14 protein-coding genes are annotated in these 17,085 nt (G+C 69.9%); 8 read left to right on the top strand and 6 right to left on the bottom strand.

Annotated elements, in window-relative coordinates; genetic code table 11:
• Positions 1 to 10: 10 nt before the first annotated feature.
• The 4 genes from VEB62_RS04400 to VEB62_RS04415 all read right to left on the bottom strand — a co-directional run bounded on the left by VEB62_RS04400 (position 11) and on the right by VEB62_RS04415 (position 7,095).
• Positions 11 to 1,444: a sensor histidine kinase gene (locus tag VEB62_RS04400; protein WP_324795902.1), complete on the bottom strand. Its 1,434-nt coding sequence runs from the start codon at positions 1,442 to 1,444 to the stop codon at positions 11 to 13.
• 7 nt (positions 1,445 to 1,451) lie between these two features.
• Positions 1,452 to 2,267 carry a response regulator transcription factor gene (locus tag VEB62_RS04405; RefSeq protein WP_324795905.1) on the bottom strand — a complete coding sequence of 272 codons (816 nt, stop codon included), beginning with the start codon at positions 2,265 to 2,267 and terminating at the stop codon, positions 1,452 to 1,454.
• 127 nt (positions 2,268 to 2,394) lie between these two features.
• Positions 2,395 to 5,709: an amidohydrolase family protein gene (locus tag VEB62_RS04410; RefSeq protein WP_324795908.1), complete on the bottom strand. Its 3,315-nt coding sequence runs from the start codon at positions 5,707 to 5,709 to the stop codon at positions 2,395 to 2,397.
• 108 nt (positions 5,710 to 5,817) lie between these two features.
• Complete coding sequence (locus VEB62_RS04415; RefSeq protein ID WP_324795912.1) at positions 5,818 to 7,095, bottom strand: class I SAM-dependent methyltransferase; 1,278 nt, start codon at positions 7,093 to 7,095, stop codon at positions 5,818 to 5,820.
• Between the two features lie 145 nt (positions 7,096 to 7,240).
• Here VEB62_RS04415 and VEB62_RS04420 point away from each other — a divergent pair, with 145 nt between their 5' ends.
• Positions 7,241 to 7,630 carry a hypothetical protein gene (locus tag VEB62_RS04420; RefSeq protein ID WP_324795914.1) on the top strand — a complete coding sequence of 130 codons (390 nt, stop codon included), beginning with the start codon at positions 7,241 to 7,243 and terminating at the stop codon, positions 7,628 to 7,630.
• Positions 7,631 to 7,639: 9 nt separating this feature from the next.
• Here VEB62_RS04420 and VEB62_RS04425 read toward each other — a convergent pair whose 3' ends face one another.
• Both VEB62_RS04425 and VEB62_RS04430 read right to left on the bottom strand, forming a co-directional pair.
• Entirely contained in the window at positions 7,640 to 9,643 is a 2,004-nt protein-coding gene (locus tag VEB62_RS04425) for a protein-L-isoaspartate(D-aspartate) O-methyltransferase (protein WP_324795917.1), read from the bottom strand.
• Positions 9,644 to 9,659: 16 nt separating this feature from the next.
• A complete protein-coding gene (locus VEB62_RS04430; protein ID WP_324795920.1) occupies positions 9,660 to 9,848 on the bottom strand; it encodes a hypothetical protein in 189 nt (62 codons plus the stop codon).
• A gap of 165 nt (positions 9,849 to 10,013) precedes the next feature.
• Between VEB62_RS04430 and VEB62_RS04435 the strand changes: the two genes are divergently transcribed.
• The 7 genes from VEB62_RS04435 (at position 10,014) to VEB62_RS04465 (ending at position 17,084) form a co-directional block, all read left to right on the top strand.
• On the top strand, positions 10,014 to 10,451 hold the full coding sequence (locus VEB62_RS04435) for a CBS domain-containing protein (protein WP_324795923.1): 438 nt from the start codon (positions 10,014 to 10,016) through the stop codon (positions 10,449 to 10,451).
• Positions 10,452 to 10,546: 95 nt separating this feature from the next.
• Positions 10,547 to 10,918, top strand: a complete 372-nt coding sequence (locus tag VEB62_RS04440; RefSeq protein WP_324795926.1) for a PRC-barrel domain-containing protein — start codon at positions 10,547 to 10,549, stop codon at positions 10,916 to 10,918.
• A 90-nt stretch (positions 10,919 to 11,008) separates the two neighbouring features.
• On the top strand, positions 11,009 to 12,046 hold the full coding sequence (locus VEB62_RS04445) for a LacI family DNA-binding transcriptional regulator (protein WP_324795929.1): 1,038 nt from the start codon (positions 11,009 to 11,011) through the stop codon (positions 12,044 to 12,046).
• Positions 12,047 to 12,167: 121 nt separating this feature from the next.
• On the top strand, positions 12,168 to 13,328 hold the full coding sequence (locus VEB62_RS04450; protein WP_324795931.1) for a fumarylacetoacetate hydrolase family protein: 1,161 nt from the start codon (positions 12,168 to 12,170) through the stop codon (positions 13,326 to 13,328).
• The gene (xylB, locus tag VEB62_RS04455; protein WP_324795933.1) at positions 13,325 to 14,083 is read left to right on the top strand and encodes a D-xylose 1-dehydrogenase; all 759 of its coding nucleotides are present in this window, start codon (positions 13,325 to 13,327) and stop codon (positions 14,081 to 14,083) included. Before VEB62_RS04450 ends, xylB begins: the two co-directional genes overlap by 4 nt.
• A 47-nt stretch (positions 14,084 to 14,130) precedes the next feature.
• Entirely contained in the window at positions 14,131 to 15,564 is a 1,434-nt protein-coding gene (locus VEB62_RS04460) for a sugar porter family MFS transporter (protein WP_324795936.1), read from the top strand.
• 77 nt (positions 15,565 to 15,641) lie between these two features.
• A complete protein-coding gene (locus VEB62_RS04465) occupies positions 15,642 to 17,084 on the top strand; it encodes an aldehyde dehydrogenase family protein (RefSeq protein WP_324795939.1) in 1,443 nt (480 codons plus the stop codon).
• The last annotated feature ends 1 nt before the right edge of the window (position 17,085 follow it).

The raw sequence follows: 17,085 nt of genomic DNA on the forward strand, positions 1-17,085 counted from the left end.
TGGAGCGAGCCTAGCGCGAGAAACGCGCCGTGACGACAGCCCCCGGACGACCGTCATCAACCGTCATGACGGCGCCGTGCCGTTTCAGGATCGCCCGCACGAAGGCCAGCCCCATGCCGTGGCTCTCGCGGCCGTCTCCGGCCCCCGCGCCGCCGGGCCGTGGTGCGGGCGTGAAGCCGGGGCCCTGGTCGGCGACGGCGAGGATCGGTCGCCCGCCCCGAACGCCCGCCGTCAGGGTCACCACCCCGCCCTCGGGCGAGAATTTGACAGCGTTGTCGACCAGATTGGTCACCGCCCGCTGGAGCAGCGACCGCACGCCCAGCACCGAGACGGGTTCTGCCTCTACCCGGATGGCGACCCCGCGCTCGTCGGCCAGCGGCTGGTAGAGGTCGGCCGCCTGCGCGGCGAGCTCGTCCAGCCGCACGCTCTCGAACACCCAGGCCTCGCCGTCGCGCAGCGCCATGGCCTCGTTCATCGACCGGGTGATCTGGGCGAGGTCGGAGCGGGCTTCGTCGATCAGCTTGCGGGCCTCGGGCGTCGTCGCCGTCGCCCGCAGCCGCTCGAGGCGGACGGAGGCGCGCGCCAGCGGCGTGCGGAAATCGTGGGCCAGCTGGTCGGCGGAGTCCCGCAGCCAGCTCAGAAGCTCGTCGAGCCGGTCGAGGGTGCGGTTCACATGGCCGGTCAGTTCGGTCAGCTCCGGGGCCACTTCGGTCTCCGGCGCACGCAGCGAGAAGTCCCCGACGGCGGCCCGGTCGAGGGCGCGGCTGACCTCCGCCACGGCGCCGGTCAGGCGGCGGCGCGCGACGGCCGCGGCGGCCAGCCCGATGACGAGGAGCAGGAGCCCGGTCGCGATCACGGCGGCGACGGCCCAGCCCCAAGCCTGGCCGGACCGGTCGACCACCCGGCCGACGGCGATGTCGAGCGCGCCGAACGGCCGCCGGACCACCACAACCTCGACGGCGCGGGACGGGCACAGCACGCCCCGGCCCAGCCGCACCACATAGACGTCCTCGCCGAACCGCCCCGCCCGTTCGCCCCGCACCGTCTCCAGCGCCGCCAGCCCGGCCGGCTTGCCGACCGGCGCGCGGATGAAGCGGACGCCGGCGCCGCCGCGGCCGGTGCGGCAGGTCTCCTCGAGCGTGCGCGCCTCGCGGGCCGGGCCGCTCTGGAAGGCGCTCAGCCAGGCCGATAGCCAGGCGGCGTCGGCCTCGGTGATCCGCTCGGCCGACAGACTGGTCTCGGAGCCCAGTTTCGAGACCATGGCGCCGTAGTCGTCCAGCGCCGCCAGCGCGGCCTTCTCGCGCTGGTCCATGCGCACCGCCGCGCCGGTGACCAGCAGCGAGCCCGACAGCGCCAGCGCGGCCAGCACGCCCATGGCCGCGGCCAGCTGGGTCGAGGTCCGCCGGGCCAGCCAGCCTCCCGGGCCTGTTGCTCGTTCGCCCATCTCCGGCTCAGCCCGCCGACAGGTCGCGGAATATCAGGCTCTGGCTACGGGCGGACACGATCAGCGGGTGCAGGTCCTCGCCCAGTTCCGGGGCCTGTTCCTTGAGCCGGCGGCGCAGGGCGCTGATCCGGGCGTCGATGACGTTGACGAAATTGTCGGGCAGGAAGCGCCATTCGACCCAGCAGCGGTCCCACAGCATGGTCTTGGTCACCGGCTGGCCGCGCGCGCCCATCAGTTCGGCGACGATGGCGAACTCCAGCGGCGACAGGTCGATCAGCCGGCTTTCGCCCCCGCCGAGGTCGAGCCTGAGGGTGCGGGCGCCGGGCGACAGGCGGAAGGGGCCGTTGACCAGTTCCGTACCGGCCGGACGGGCCCGCCGCGCCGCCCTCCGCAGCTGGGCGGCGATGCGCGCCAGCAGCTCCTCGTCGCCCACCGGCTTGGCCAGGTAGTCGTCGGCGCCGCCGAGCAGCCCTTCGACCTTCTGCCGCTCGCCGCCGAGCGCGGTCAGCATCAGGGCCGGCGCGTCCGAGGAGGTCCCGCCGCCCGCGCGCAGACGTTTCAGCATCTCCAGCCCGTCCATGCCGGCGGTCAGGCGGTCGAGGATCAGGATGTCGTAGGGCGCGCGCCCGGCGGCCTCCAGCGCGGCCTCGCCCGCCTCGAACCGGTCGACCGCCTCGAATCCGGCGGCCGTCAGCCGTTCGGCGACATGGTCGGCCAGGGCCGGATCGTCCTCGAGCAGCAGGGCCCGGCGGCCCGCGAACACGGGCCCGAGTCGGGCGAAGGGATCATCGTCCTGGATCGTCCCGTCCATATGCCCGTCCACGCCTGGTCTCCGCCGTCGCCTCACGATAGGGCGTCGAGGCCGAATGACAACGCTCGCCGCCCGCCGTTGCCTTAGGCCCGGTGGCGAGGAAAGGGGGCTGACCGTTCCTGACGGTCAGCCACGCCGATCAATCGTGCCCATGCCCGTCCGTGGCGGCGTCCGTCGCGCCGGCGGCCCAGCTTTCGCCGCCCGCCTCCGCGAACCAGAACGGCGCGCGGGGACGTTGGCGCGGCGCCACCTCGTTCATGCCGGTGTCGTAAATCCGGCCGTTGGCGATGGTGTAGGCGATCGAGGTGGTGTTGCGGATGTTCTCCAGCGGGTTCTGATCGAGCACCACCATGTCGGCCAGCTTGCCGACCTCCAGCGAACCGAGGTCCCCGTCCATGCCCAGCGCCTTCGCGCCGTTCAGGGTGCCGGCGCGCAGGATGTCCAGCGGCGCCATGCCGCCCTGGGCGAGGCTCCAGAGCTCCCAGTGCGCCGCCAGGCCTTCGCGCTGGCCGTGGGCGCCGATCTGAACATTGACGCCCTCGCCGGCCAGCCGCACGGCCTCGCGGGCGATCGATATGTGGTTCCATTCGTTGTCCGGGGCGGTGACCGGGCGGCGGGCGCGGGCGTCGAGGATGCGCCGCGGCACATACTGCGTCAGGATCGGGTGATCCCAGACCGGGCTCTCCTGGTACCAGTAGTTCTCGCCATAGCTGCCGCCGTAGGCCACCACCAGGGTCGGATTGTAGGCGACGCCGGTCTGGCGCCATAGCTGGTGGACGTCGTCATACAGGCGGGCCAGCGGGACCGAGTGCTCGATCGTGGTGTGGCCGTCGACGATCATCGACATGTTGTGCTGGAACAGCGATCCGCCCTCGGGCACGACCATCATGTTCAGCTGGCGCGCCGCCTCGATGATCTGCTGGCGCTGGTCGCGGCGGGGCTGGTTGTAGCTCTTGACGCTCCACGCGCCCGCCGCCTGCATCCGGCGCAGGGTCGACATCGCGTCGTCGAGGTCCTCGACCTGGGCCGTGAACGGCGTACTGGCCCCGTAGAGGATGGTTCCCGTGGAGAAGATGCGCGGCGCCACGACCCGGCCGGTCCGGGCCAGTTCGCTGTGGGCGAAGATCTCGCTGGTGTCGCTGGACGGGTTGTGGATCGTGGTCACGCCGAAGGCCAGCGAGGCGTAGTTGACCCAGCTCTGTTCCGGGATGATCTCGTCCGAACCCATGGAGCCGTGCCAGTGGGTGTCGATCAGGCCCGGCATGATGGTCTTGCCGGCCATGTCCATGACCGGCACGCCCGCCGGAACCGGCGTGGTCGAGGCCGGGCCGATGGCCTCGATGCGGTTGCCGTCGATGATGACGACGCCGTTCTCGATGACCTCGGCTCCGTTCATGGTGATCAGCCGGGCGCCGGTCAGGGCCATGCGGCCTTCGGGCCGGTCGGTCGGGACGCGGAAGCCCAGGTTGACGCCATGCTCGTCAGGCTTGGGGAGTTCTTCCGGCGCGCCGTCGACGAAGGTGAAGGCCTGGTTCAGGTCGCGGGTGAACAGCTCCGGGCCCAGCGACCACTGCAGGCGGCGGGAGTCGCCCGACCAGCTCAGCCACTCTCCGGCGTCGCGGGTGACGCGGGCCTGCGGCAGGGACTTGCCGTCGGCTCCAATCGTGATCGGCCGCCCCGCCGCCACGAACGGCGCCACAAAGGCGTTGAATCGCTCGGTCCAGCCGATCCAGTTCCCGTCGGGAGAGACGGCGAACTCGCTGGCCCATTCCGAGGTCAGGTGGGTGCGTTCGTCCTCGCCGTTCAGATCGACAGAGATGAAAGTCGCCTTGTCGCCGTCGCGGCCGGTCAGGAAAATGCGGTCGCCGTTCGCGCCGAACTGCGGCCCGGAACCATCGTCGGTGACGAAGACCGGCTCGCCGCCGGCCGTGGGAATGCGGTAGACGCCGGGGTCGCGGCTCCACAGGGCGGTGGTCAGGAAGCCGTCGCTGGCGGTCCGGTAGACGATGGTCTCGCCGTCCGGCGAGAAGGTCGGCTCGAGGTAGTGGCCGGGGTTGGGGGTGACCACGCGCCCGACGCCGCCCGACGCCGGTACGACGCGGATCGAGCCCAACTGCTGATCGTCCCAGGTGGTGTAGACGATCGAGCGGCCGTCGCGCGACCAGTTGGGGTAGAGCTCGAAATGGTCGCCCTGGCGGGTCAGGCGGCGCGCCGTCCCGGTCGGCAGATCGCGGATCCACAGATTGCCAAGCGCCTCGAACACGACCTTCGACCCGTCGGGCGAGGGGCGGGCCCATCGGATCATCTTCACGTCGAACGAGTCCGGCGCGACCTCGACCGGAAAACGCACGGCGTCCTGCACGCGCCTGGTGTCGGCAATGTGGAAGGGAATGTCGGAGACCGAGCCGCTGGCGACTTCGACCCGCTGGATGCGGCCGTCGGCCCAGAACACGATGGAGCGGTTGTCGGGCGTCCAGCTGATGGCCGGATAGACGCCGTGGATGGCCCAGGTTTCCTGCAGGTCGCGATCGAGGCCGGAGAAGACCGGCGTTTCGCGGCCGGACTCGATGTCCATCACATAGAGCACCGACTGGTAGCGAACGCGCCGGATGAAGGCGAGCGACTTGCCGTCGGGCGACGGCGTCGGACGGATCGAGCCGCCGGGACCGGTGACATACGGATCGATCTCGCCGGTCTCCCGGTCGAGACGCCGGATGATGTAGATCTGGCCGTTGACGTCCTTGGAGTATTCGAAGGTGGTTCCGGGCGTGGCGTCGTCGCTGAAATACAGATAGCGGCCGTCGGGCGAGAAGGCCGGTTCGCCGGTGTCCTTCTGCTGCGTGCGCCGTTCGGTCATCTGCACGCCGCCGCCACCCGAGCGGTGATACATCCACAGCTCTCCGGCCCCGAGCGACCGGGCCGAGGTGAAGTGTTTCCGCGCCACGATGAACTGGCCGTCGGGCGTCCATTCCGGCTGGTTGAGCAGGCGGAAGGTCTCCTTCGACACCTGCGTCGGGTTCGACCCGTCGGCCTGCATGATCCAGATGTTGTCACCACCGGCGCGGTCCGAGGTGAAGGCGATGTGGCGGCCGTCGGGCGACCATTTCGGCTGCATGTCCCAGGCCACGCCCGAGGCGATGGCGCGCGCCTCGCCGCCGGACACCGGCATGACGTAGATGTCGCCCAGCATGTCGAAGACGAGGGTCCGGCCGTCGGGGCTGACGTCGACCGACATCCAGGTGCCGCGGGTCACGTCGATGGGGATGTCGCGCGACGGGCCCGGCGGGGCCTGGACATCCCATTTGGGCTCCTCGACCTTCGCGGCGTCCGCGTCCGCCGCCGCCTCCGGGGTCTCCTGTGCCGCGACGGGCGTGGGGCCCGGCTCGGGACTCTGGGCCCACGCGGGGCAGGCGAGCGCCAGCAAGGCGGCCGTGGCCAGGAGTTCACGCTTCATGTTTTACATCCCCGAACAGGTGGAGGTCTCGCGCGGCCTTCCGGCCATCGCCTCCGAGTGTTCAGATGAACATTGTCGGGCCGCCGAAGTCCAGCCGTGCGCGGACGTTCAGGCCGTCGTTTCCGCCGTTGTGATGTAGTCGCGGGTCAACGGCACGGCATCGACCCGCTTCGACAGCTGGATCTGGAACACCATGCAGCCGCGGTGCCGGAACGCGACCTCGCTGATACAGAGGTAGAACTCCCACATACGGCAGAAGCGTTCGTCATAGAGGGCCGCGATCCCGGCCCGGTTCTGCTCGAACCGGGCGCGCCAGGCCTTCAGGGTCTCGGCGTAGTGCAGGCGAAGAATCTCGATATCGGTGACCCACAGGCCGGCCCGTTCAATGGCCGGCAGGATCTCCGACAGGGCTGGGGTGTAGCCGCCGGGGAAGATGTATTTGCCGACCCAGGGCTGGTTGCTGACCGAGACGTGGTTCTGGCCGATGGCGTGGATCACCGCCACGCCGTCGTCGGTCAGCAGGCGCGCCACGGTATCGAAATAGGCCTGGTAGTTCGGGACGCCGACGTGCTCGAACATCCCGACCGAGATGATGCGGTCGAACGTCCCCTCGACGTCGCGGTAGTCCTGTCGCCGGAACTCGACCCGGTCCGCGAGACCCCGTTCCCGGGCCCGGGACTGTGCGACCGCAAGCTGTTCGTCGGACAGGGTGATGCCGGTGACCCGGGCGCCGGCGTCTTCCGCCAGCGTCATGGCCAGGCCGCCCCAGCCGCAGCCGATATCAAGCACGCTGTGTCCCGGTTCAAGCAGGAGCTTGGCGGCGAGGTGGCGTTTCTTGGCCGCCTGCGCCTCGTCCAGGCTCATGTCGGGTCGTTCGAAATAGGCGCAGGAATATTGCAGATCCGCGTCGAGGAAACGCCGGTAGAGGTCCAGCGACAGGTCATAGTGGTGGGCCACGTTGCGCCGCGCCGCGATGCGATCGTTGGCCTGTTCGATGCGCCGCAGGAGCCGGGCGACCCGTCCGCGGCGGGGCGGCGGCCGCAGGGACAGATTGCGCCCGATCAGGTCCATCAGGTCCCACAGCGTTCCGCGTTCGAGGACCACGTCGCCATCCATCCAGGCCTCTCCGAACGCCAGCCCTGGATAGAGCGCGATGCGCCAGACCGTGCGGTGGTCGCGTAACCGGATGCGGACCTCGTCGGCGCTCCCGTCGCCGGCGGTCAGGGGCTCGCCCGAGGGCAGGACGACGGTCAGCGAGCCCACCCGGATCAGTCGGCCGAGCAGCCGGCCGAACGCGGCGCGGGCCGGGGCGCTCAACAGGGTCCGGGACGGCCGGGGACGGATGACGGGCTGGTCGTCGAAGACGAACGAAGCGGGTGAGCTCATGCCGGCCTCTGCGTCGAAGGGGGGACCCCCGATTAACGCTAAGCGAAGCAGTAGACGTTCAGTTCCGGCCGGCTCCGTGGCGGAACAAAGTCCTGGATCGGTGGTTCGGTCCGGGTCGAACCCCTCCTTCGCAGGACGCCACAAAATGTTCGGCAGGACCCTTATGCTGACAGCCGCCGGCGGCGGCCTGTTGTTCGCCGTCCCGGTCGGAGCCCAGGAGGGGGGCGGGCAGACGACTCCGCCGCCGGCCCCCGCCCCGCCGGTCTCCGCGCCGGCTCCCGGCGGCCCGTTCCCGACCGGCGCCGAGGTGCTCAGCGTCGATGGAGAACCACTGGGCGTACTGGCCTACGTCGAAACACTGGACGGGGAAGCCATGCTGCACATCCGCAAGCCCGACGGCACGGTAGTCATGGCCCCGTCCGGGGTCGCCTCCCGGGGCGAACGCGCCGTGGTGCTGGAATGGACGCGGGCCCAGTTCGAGGCCCCGCGGCCGGTCGAGGCCCTGACCCCCGCGACATCGTCGACGCCGCGATAACCCGCCTGGTCAAAGTCCGAACGGCCAGGTCTCGGCCACGCCCTCGCGCCGGGCCGTCGGCAGCGGCGTGACCGCGGTAGTTTCGTCGAACCAGACCCAGGCGTCGAACTGCTCGGGCAGGGAGCAGCCTGAGTAGTGGCTCCAGCGTTCGGTCTCCGGCCGGTAGATGACGCCGATGAACCGCTCCAGCCTCGGGTCGAGCAGGCGCTGTCGCAGGGGTTCGTGCACCCCCTCGCGCAGGTCCAGCAGGAAGCGCTCGACCCCGCTGTCATGGGCCAGCCGTTCATAGCTGTCGGGGCGCGAGGGGTTGATCCGCTTGACCTGCATCGGCTCGCCCCAGTCGCTGGCGCAGGCGACCTCGCCGCCATGGGCGCCGAAACCGATCAGGGCGGCGTCGCGCCCAAAGCGCTCGCGGCACAGCTGGCCGATGTTGAGCTCGTCCCGGACCAGACCCATCTCGGTCTTCGACGCGTCGCCAATGTGCGAATTGTGCGCCCAGACGACGGCCCTGGCGTGCGGCCCCCGCGCCTCCAGCACGGCGCAGAGCGTCTCAAACATATGGGTGTCGCGCCGGTTCCAGCTTTCCGCCGCGCCATAGTAGACGGCCCGGTAGTAGGCCTCGGCGTTCTTGACCAGGCGGGCGTTGGCGCTGCCGTCGAGAAAGCTGTCGCCGTCGCCGGCTTCGTACTCGAGCTGCTTCTCAAGCATGTCGGTCAAGGTGTTCACCACCGCCCGTTCGCAGCGGGAATAGCCCCTGGTCAGGGCCATCCGGCCATAGGCCTGGGGCTCGCTGGCCCACGGCGTCAGGCAGCCGTAGCGCTCGCGCGCCACCTTCCCAGCCTCCGGATCAACGCGGTCAAGATAGTCGAGCACGCCCGTGATCGAGGCCGACAGATTGTAGAGGTCCAGCCCGTGGAAGCTCACGCGCGCCTCGGCCGGGCGATCCTCGTTCCAGCCGCGCAGCCATTCGATGAAGACCTCGACATCGGTGTTGCGCCACATCCAGGTCGGGAAGCGCCGGAAGGGCGGTTCCGCGTGCTTCGGGGCCGGACGTCGGCGCACGTAGCGATCAAGGCTGGCGGCGTCGGGCCAGTCCGCCTCGACCGCAACGATCGTGAAGCCGTGCCGCTCGATCAGCCGGCGGGTGATCGCCGCCCGGGCGCGATAGAACTCCGACGTCCCGTGGCTGGCCTCGCCCAGCAGCACGACGCGGGCTTCGGCGAAACGGTCGAACAGCGCGCCGAACGCCGGGTCGTCGAGAGCGGGCAGCGGTTCGGCGGCGTCCGAGATCATGGACGCGATCGGCGCTTCCACCGGCGCCGGCCTGAAACTGCGCGGCTCGGGCGTTCGCCGGGCCGCGTCGGCGTCGGGCCAGCCCTGCTCGCCGATCAGGGGCACGAAGCGGACTCCGCCGAGATCGTCCTCCTCGAAATGGCTGGCGCTGATCCGGGTGACCTTGACCAGGCGCTGCTCATCCTGGCTGGTCCCGACCGGCATAACCAGCCGCCCGCCGAGATCGAGCTGGTCCTTGAGCGCCTGTGGAACGCCGGGGCCGCCTGCCGCGGCCAGGATGGCGTCGAACGGCCCGGCCTCGGGCCAGCCTCGCGTGCCGTCGCCGGTGCGCAGCTCGACATTGTCATAGCCGAGCTTTTGCAGGCGCGCCCGCGCCAGCTCGGTCAGGTCGCCGTGACGCTCGATGGCGAAAACCTGGCCGGCGATCCGGCTCATCACCGCCGCGGCATAGCCCGATCCGGCTCCGATCTCGAGCACCCGGTCGCCGGGCCGGATTTCGGCCGCCTGGATCATCAGCCCGACGATATAGGGTTGTGAGATGGTCTGGCCGGCCTCGATCGGCAGTGGCGCGTCGTCGTAGGCGAACTCCTGCAGGCCCTCCGGCACGAAGACCTCGCGCGGCACCTCGCGCATCGCGTCCAGCACATGGTCGTCATCGACGCCGCGCCGGGCCACCTGGCGTTCGACCATCCGTTCGCGGGCATGGGCCTGATCCAGCATAAGAGGATTCCTTGCTCTATCGCCCGGGCGTGGTCGGTTCCGGCGGCGTGGCTTCGTCCGGCGGCTCCGGCAGCGTTTTCTCCGGCGCCGCCGGCGTCCGTCCGAACAGGGCGGCGGCGTCCCTGGTCTGGTCTCTCGCCCCCTGACAGGCCGCGAGCGCCGCGCCGGCCAGAAGGAGAGGCAGAACACCCGTCTTCGCTCGCATGATCATCTCCTGCGCCGGGTTCCCACGCTCAACCGACGGCCGGATCGGGGGTTCCGTCCAAAGGTTCCCGCCCGCGCCCGGTATATTTGCGGCGCAGCTTGAACCCCGCCGCTTCCTGCCGGTTGACTCATCAGGGGCGACTTCGAGCAGCGAAGGATGAGCGCCATGAACGTCAGCGATTGCATGACAACCGATCCCCGGGTCTGTGCGCCGGACGACACGATCCAGGATGCGGCCCGGACCATGAAGAAGATCGACGCCGGCTTTTTGCCCGTCGGCGAGAATGACCGCCTGATCGGGATGATCACTGACCGGGACCTGGCCGTCCGGGCTATCGCGGATGGCATGGGCCCCGACACCCCGGTGCGCGAGGTGATGACCCGGGAGGTCTGCTACTGCTATGCGGACGAGGATCTCGACGAGGTGGCGGCCCAGATGAGCGATCTGCAGGTGCGTCGCCTTCCGGTCCTGAACCGCGACAAGCGGCTGGTCGGCGTCATTTCGCTCGGGGACATCAGCCACGCCGACGACGACGGCGGCATCCGGACCGCCGCGGCGCTGAGCCAGGTCACCGAACCGAGCAGTCGCCACAATCAGCACTAGCGCCCGCTCGCGCCGGCCCGGCCGGCCCGGCGGAACCGCCGGCCGAAACCTGGCGGGGCCATTGAAGTCCGCCAGCACCTGAGAGGAGGCCGACGATGACACTGGAGTCCCGCCACCATCTGATCATGTCGAGCCGTGTCACCGGCACGACGGTGTTCAATCGCGCCGGCGAGCGCATCGGCCATGTCGAGGATCTGTCGATCCACAAGGTCTCCGGCCAGGTCATCTACGCCGTGATGTCGTTCGGCGGTTTCCTCGGCATCGCCGAACGCTTCCATCCGGTGCCGTGGTCGATGCTGGAGTACGACGTGGAGAAGAATGGCTACGTCGTTGCGCTTGACAAGGCGGCGCTTGAAGCCGCGCCCACGCTGGACCGCGCCCAGCTGGAGACGCTCGGCGCGGGAGACGCCTGGAGAACCCGGCTGTTCGATTATTACGGAACCTACGGCGCGCTTCCCTACATCTGACGCCGGCCGTCCTCGACGAGCACGCTGTTGAAATCGCGGCGCGGTTGCTAAGCCGGTGCCCGGGTCCATCTTGGGGCAGGGGAAACAGGCATGGCCGCCGGTTCTGGCAAGTCCGTGGTGAAGATCAGCGACGTCGCGCGGATGGCGGGAGTCTCGCCGATGACGGTGTCGCGGGTGATGAACCATGCGCCCGGGGTGAAGGCCGCGACCCGGGACGCGGTCATGGAGGCCGTCGAAAGCCTCGGCTACAAGCCGAACGCGGCCGCCCGCAGCCTGGCCAGGGCGGGAGCCGGACGCCTCGGGATTCTCTATTCCAACCCCAGCGCCAGCTATCTGAGCGAATTCCTGCTCGGGGCCCTTGAGGGCGCGCACCGCGTCGGGGCCCAGCTGGTCATCGAAAAGTGCGAACCCGACCCCGCGAGCGAGCGCGCGGCCATCGCGCGCCTCGTGGCCGGAGGCGTGATCGGCGTCGTGCTTCCACCGCCCCACGGGGAGTCGTGGGCCGCCCTCGCCGAGGTGCAGGCGCATGGCCTGAAGGTCGTGGCCGTGGCGGCCGGCCGGTTCAAGTCGGACGCGCTCAGCGTGCGGATCGACGACATGGCCGCGGCCGCCGGGATGACCCGCTATCTGCTGGGGCTCGGTCACCGGCGCATCGGCTTCATCAAGGGCGCCCCGAATCAGACGGCGAGCGCCGAGCGGCTGATCGGGTTCGAGACCGAACTCGCCATGGCCGAACCCGCCGCGGAGTGCCTGGTCGAGGCGGGGGAGTTCACCTACCGCTCCGGTTTCGAGGCGGCCGAGCGTTTGCTGTCGGCGCGGCGCCCGCCCACCGCCATCTTCGCCAGCAACGACGACATGGCCGCGGCCGCCATAGCCGCCGCCCATCGCCGCGGGCTGGACGTGCCGGGCCAGCTCACCGTCGTCGGCTTCGACGACACCCCCCTGGCGACGGCGGTCTGGCCCTCGCTGACCACGGTGCGCCAGCCCGTGGCCGAAATGGCCGAGACGGCGATCCGGTTGCTGACCGAGACCGCGCCGGGGCGGGACGCCGACGCCGACGTCCCCCGGGAGCACCTCGTTCCGCACAGCCTGATCATTCGGGAGTCGTCGGCGCCGCCCGCGGAATGATTTCACGATCTGAAGAGTGATTTCACAGGCAAAAGCTTGACACTCTTCGTGTCACTGGAGATGTTAGCGCTAACATACAAAGACCGGGTCCCGTTCAGGCGGCAAGGCTGCGGCGAGGAATATGGCGCGAATCATCAACGACCTGCCCGGCGACTGGACTGACGCCTGTTTGCTGGGGCGGCTGCAACTGCCCGAAGGTCCGACGCCGGTGCTGGCGCGTGGCGGGCGGCTGTTCGACATCTCGGCCTTCGCCGCCACCAGCGCCGACGCCCTGGCCCGCGCCGATCTGGCCGAGGCCGACGGGCGCGATCTCGGCCCGCTCCACGCGCTGGAGTTCCAGCGGGCCTGGGAGCCGGCCGATCCGGACGCCCTGACCCTGCTGTCGCCGGTCGATCTTCAGTGCATCAAGGCGTCCGGCGTGACCTTCGCCGTCTCGGCGCTCGAACGGGTGATCGAGGAGGGCGCGCGCGGCGATCCCGACGCCGCCGGGGCCATCCGCCAGAGCCTGTCCAGCCGGATCGGGGGCGACCTCGCGTCGGTGCGGCCCGGTTCGGACCAGGCGGCGGCGCTGAAGGCGGCGCTGATCGCCGACGGCCTGTGGTCCCAGTACCTCGAGGTGGCCATCGGGCCGGACGCGGAAATCTTCACCAAGGCGCCGGTGCTGGCTTCCGTCGGCTGGGGCGCCCAGGTCGGGGTGCGGTCGGATTCGGCGTGGAGCAATCCGGAGCCCGAGGTGGTGATCGTCTGCGATCCGGCCGGCCGGCCCGTCGGCGCCAGCCTCGGCAACGACGTCAACCTGCGCGACATCGAGGGCCGCAGCGCCCTGTTGCTCGGCAAGGCCAAGGACAACAACGCCTCCGCCGCCATCGGCCCGTTCATCCGGCTGTTCGACGCCGGTTTCACCATGGACGATGTGCGCGAGGCCACCGTCGCCCTGGAGGTCACGGGCGAGGACGGTTTCGTGATGCGCGGCGCCAGTTCGATGGGCCTGATCAGCCGCGATCCGGAGGAGCTGGTTCGCCAGGCCTCGGGACCCAACCACCAGTATCCCGACGGCTTCGCCCTGTACCTCGGCACCATGTTCGCGCCGATCGACGACAGGGACGCGCCCGGCAAGGGTTTCACCCACAAGACCGGCGACCTCGTGCGGGTGTCGTCCGGGCGGCTGGGCGCGCTCGAGAACAGGGTCACGGCCTGCGACGGGGCGCCGCCCTGGACGTTCGGCGTGTCGGCGTTGATGCGTAATTTGGCAGGCCGCGGCCTGTTGGGGGCAACTGTATGAGTACGGCGATCTATCCTTCCCTGAAGGATCGGCTGGTGGTGATCACGGGCGGCGGCTCCGGCATCGGCGCGGCCCTGACCGAGGGCTTTGCCCGTCAGGGGGCGCGTGTGGTCTTTCTGGACGTGCTGGACGAGGACTCCCGCCGGCTGGAGGCCTCGCTGGCCGATCTGAATCCGGCTCCGGCCTATCACCGGTGCGACCTGACCGACGTGGCGGCGCTGCAGGCGTGCCTGGCCGAGATCGCCAGGGTCCACGGGCCGGTGGAGGTGCTGGTCAACAACGCCGCCAACGACGACCGCCATGCCCTGGCCGAGGTCACTCCGGCCTACTGGGACGACCGTATCGCCGTGAACCTGCGCCATCTCTATTTCGCCACCCAGGCCGTGGCGCCGGCGATGCAGGCCGCGGGCAAGGGCGTGATCCTCAACCTCGGCTCGATCAGCTGGCACCTGGGCCTGCCGGACCTGTCGCTCTATGAGACCGCCAAGGCCGGGATCGAGGGCATGACCCGGGCGCTGGCGCGGGAACTGGGTCCTGACGGGGTGCGGGTGGCCTGCATCGTCCCGGGCAATGTGAAGACCCCGCGGCAGATGAAATGGTACACGCCCGAGGGCGAGGCCGAGATCGTCGCCGCCCAGTGCCTGAAGAACCGGATCGAGCCGGTCGACATCGCCGCCATGGCGCTGTTCCTGGCCTCGGATGACGCCCGCTTCATCACGGGACATGAGTATTTCGTGGACGCCGGCTGGAGATAGCCGGACGATCCATGCATCGGGCCGCGAGAGCCCATAGGGAGGATGAGATGGCAGGACCGACGGGGGCTACGGGCCCCGACATCGTGGGAAGAGACCGCGTCAACATGGGCTTCATCGCCCTGATCGTCGCGGTGGCGACCATCGGCGGCTTCATGTTCGGCTACGACTCGGGGGTCATCAACGGCACCCAGGACGGGCTCGAGAGCGCCTTCAACCTGTCGGCGCTGGGCACCGGCTTCAATGTCGGCGCCATCCTGCTGGGTTGCGCCGCCGGGGCCTTCGTGGCCGGGCGGCTGTCGGACCTGATCGGGCGCAAGACGGTCATGTTGCTGGCCGCGGTCATGTTCATCATCAGCGCCCTGTGGGCCGGCGCGGCCGACAGCTCGCTGCATTTCATCCTCGCCCGCTTCATCGGCGGCCTCGGCGTCGGCGCGGCCAGCGTGCTGGCCCCGGCCTATATCTCCGAGGTGACGCCGGCCAGCATCCGCGGTCGCCTGTCCAGCGTGCAGCAGATCATGATCATCACCGGTCTGACCGGGGCGTTCGTGGCCAACTACGCCCTGGCGGCCACGGCCGGGGGCTCGACCGAACTGTTCTGGCTGGACCTTCCGGCGTGGCGCTGGATGTTCTGGCTGCAGGTCATCCCCGCCGGCATCTATCTGTTCGCCCTGCTGCTGATCCCGGAAAGCCCGCGCTTCCTCGTCGTCAAGGGCAAGGAGGCCCAGGCCGAGGCCGTGCTGACGCGGCTGTTCGGGGCCGACGCCGCCCGTCGCAAGGTGATCGAGATCCGCGACTCCCTCGCCAAGGACCACAAGCCCAAGCTGGCCGACCTGCTCGATCCGATCAGCCGCAAGGTGCGCCCGATCGTCTGGGCCGGCCTGATCCTCGCGGTGTTCCAGCAGCTGGTCGGGATCAACATCGTCTTCTACTACGGCGCCGTGCTGTGGCAGTCGGTCGGCTTCTCCGAGAACGACGCCCTGCTGATCAACATCGGTTCGGGCGCCCTGTCGATCCTGGCCTGTATCGCCGCCATGGCGGTGATCGACCGGATCGGCCGCAAGCCGCTGCTGCTGATCGGCTCGGCCGGCATGGCGGTGACGCTCGGCGTGATGGCCTGGTGTTTCTCGCAGGCCCAGATCGTCGACGGCGCCCCGCACCTGCCCGGACAGGTCGGCATGATCGCCCTTGTGGCGGCCAACGCCTATGTCGTGTTCTTCAACTTCAGCTGGGGCCCGGTGATGTGGGTCATGCTGGGCGAGATGTTCCCCAACCAGATGCGCGGCTCGGCGCTGGCGGTGGCCGGCTTCGCCCAGTGGATCGCCAACTTCGGCATCTCGGTCAGCTTCCCGGCCATGGCCGCGGGGCTGGGCCTGACGGTCACCTACGGCTTCTACGCCGTCAGCGCCTTCATCTCGTACTTCCTCGTGCAGGCGTGGATCAAGGAGACCCGCGGGCGCGAACTGGAAGACATGACGGGCTGACCCTGAAGCCCGCACATCCTATCTACCCCTCACGGGCGGCGCTCCCCCGCCGCCCGTGTCACTGTTGAGGACCGGCCATGACCGACACAATCGAACTGTCCCACTGGATCAATGGCGAGAAGGTCCCCACCGACCGGCCCTCGGAAAGCCTGAACCCGTCGGACACGCGCGACCTGGTGGCCCGCACCCCCGACGGCGGCGTGGACGAGGTGAACGCGGCCGTCGCGGCGGCGAAGGCGGCCTTCCCCGCCTGGTCCGAAGCCTCGCCCGAGGTGCGCTCGGACATCCTCGACAAGGCCGGAACCCTGGTCATGGAGCGGCGCGAGCAGCTCGGGCGGCTGTTGTCGCGCGAGGAAGGCAAGACCCTGCCGGAGGGCATCGGCGAGACGGTCCGCGCCGGCCGCATCCTGAAGTATTTCGCCGGCGAGGCCCTGCGGGTTCACGGCCAGAACCTCGCCTCGGTGCGTCCGGGGGTGGAGATCCAGACCTACCGGCAGGCCGTCGGCGTGTATGGCCTGATCACCCCGTGGAACTTCCCGGTCGCCATTCCGGCCTGGAAGTCCGCGCCCGCCCTGGCCTTCGGCAATACGGTGGTGATGAAGCCGGCGGGCCCGACCCCGGCGACGGCCGAGGCGCTGGTCGCCATCCTGCACGAGGCGGGCCTGCCCAAGGGCGTGATGAACATGGTCATCGGCCGCGGCGGCGTGGGCCAGGCCATCGTTGACCACAAGGATGTCGACGGCATCTCCTTCACCGGCTCGCAGGGCGTCGGCGCCGGCGTCGCGGCGGGGGCTGTGAAGCGCCAGGCGCGGGTCCAGCTGGAGATGGGCGGCAAGAATCCGCTGGTCGTGCTCGACGACGCCGATCTGGAGCGGGCGGTGATGATCGCGCTCGACGGCTCCTACTACGCCACCGGACAACGGTGCACGGCCTCAAGCCGCCTGATCGTCCAGGACGGCATCCACGACCGGTTCGTCGCCGCGCTTGGCGAGAAGGTCGCGGCCCTGCGGGTGGGCGGGGCGCTGGACCCCAACACCCAGATCGGCCCGGCCGTCAGCGAGGACCAGCGCGAGACCTCCTACCGCTACATCGACATCGCAAAGGGAGAGGGCGGCCGCATCGTCGCCGGCGGCGAGCGGCTGACGCTCGACACGCCCGGCTGGTACGTCCAGCCGACCCTGATCGCCGACACCGACCCCAGGGGCCGGATCAACAACGAGGAGGTCTTCGGCCCCGTCGCCTCGACCATCCGCGTCAAGGACTACGAGGAGGCGCTGGAGATCGCCAACGGCGTCGAGTTCGGCCTGTCCGCAGGCATTGTCACCAGTTCGCTGAAGCACGCCCGCGACTTCCAGCGGCGGGCCCGGGCCGGGATGACCATGGTCAACCTGCCGACCGCGGGCGTCGACTACCATGTGCCGTTCGGCGGTTCGAAGTCGTCCAGCTACGGGGCCCGTGAACAGGGCTTCGCGGCGGTGGAGTTCTTCACCCAGACCAAGACCTCCTACTCGGCCGGCTGAC

It is taken from the genome of Brevundimonas sp. (assembly GCF_035626975.1).
Lineage (GTDB): Bacteria > Pseudomonadota > Alphaproteobacteria > Caulobacterales > Caulobacteraceae > Brevundimonas.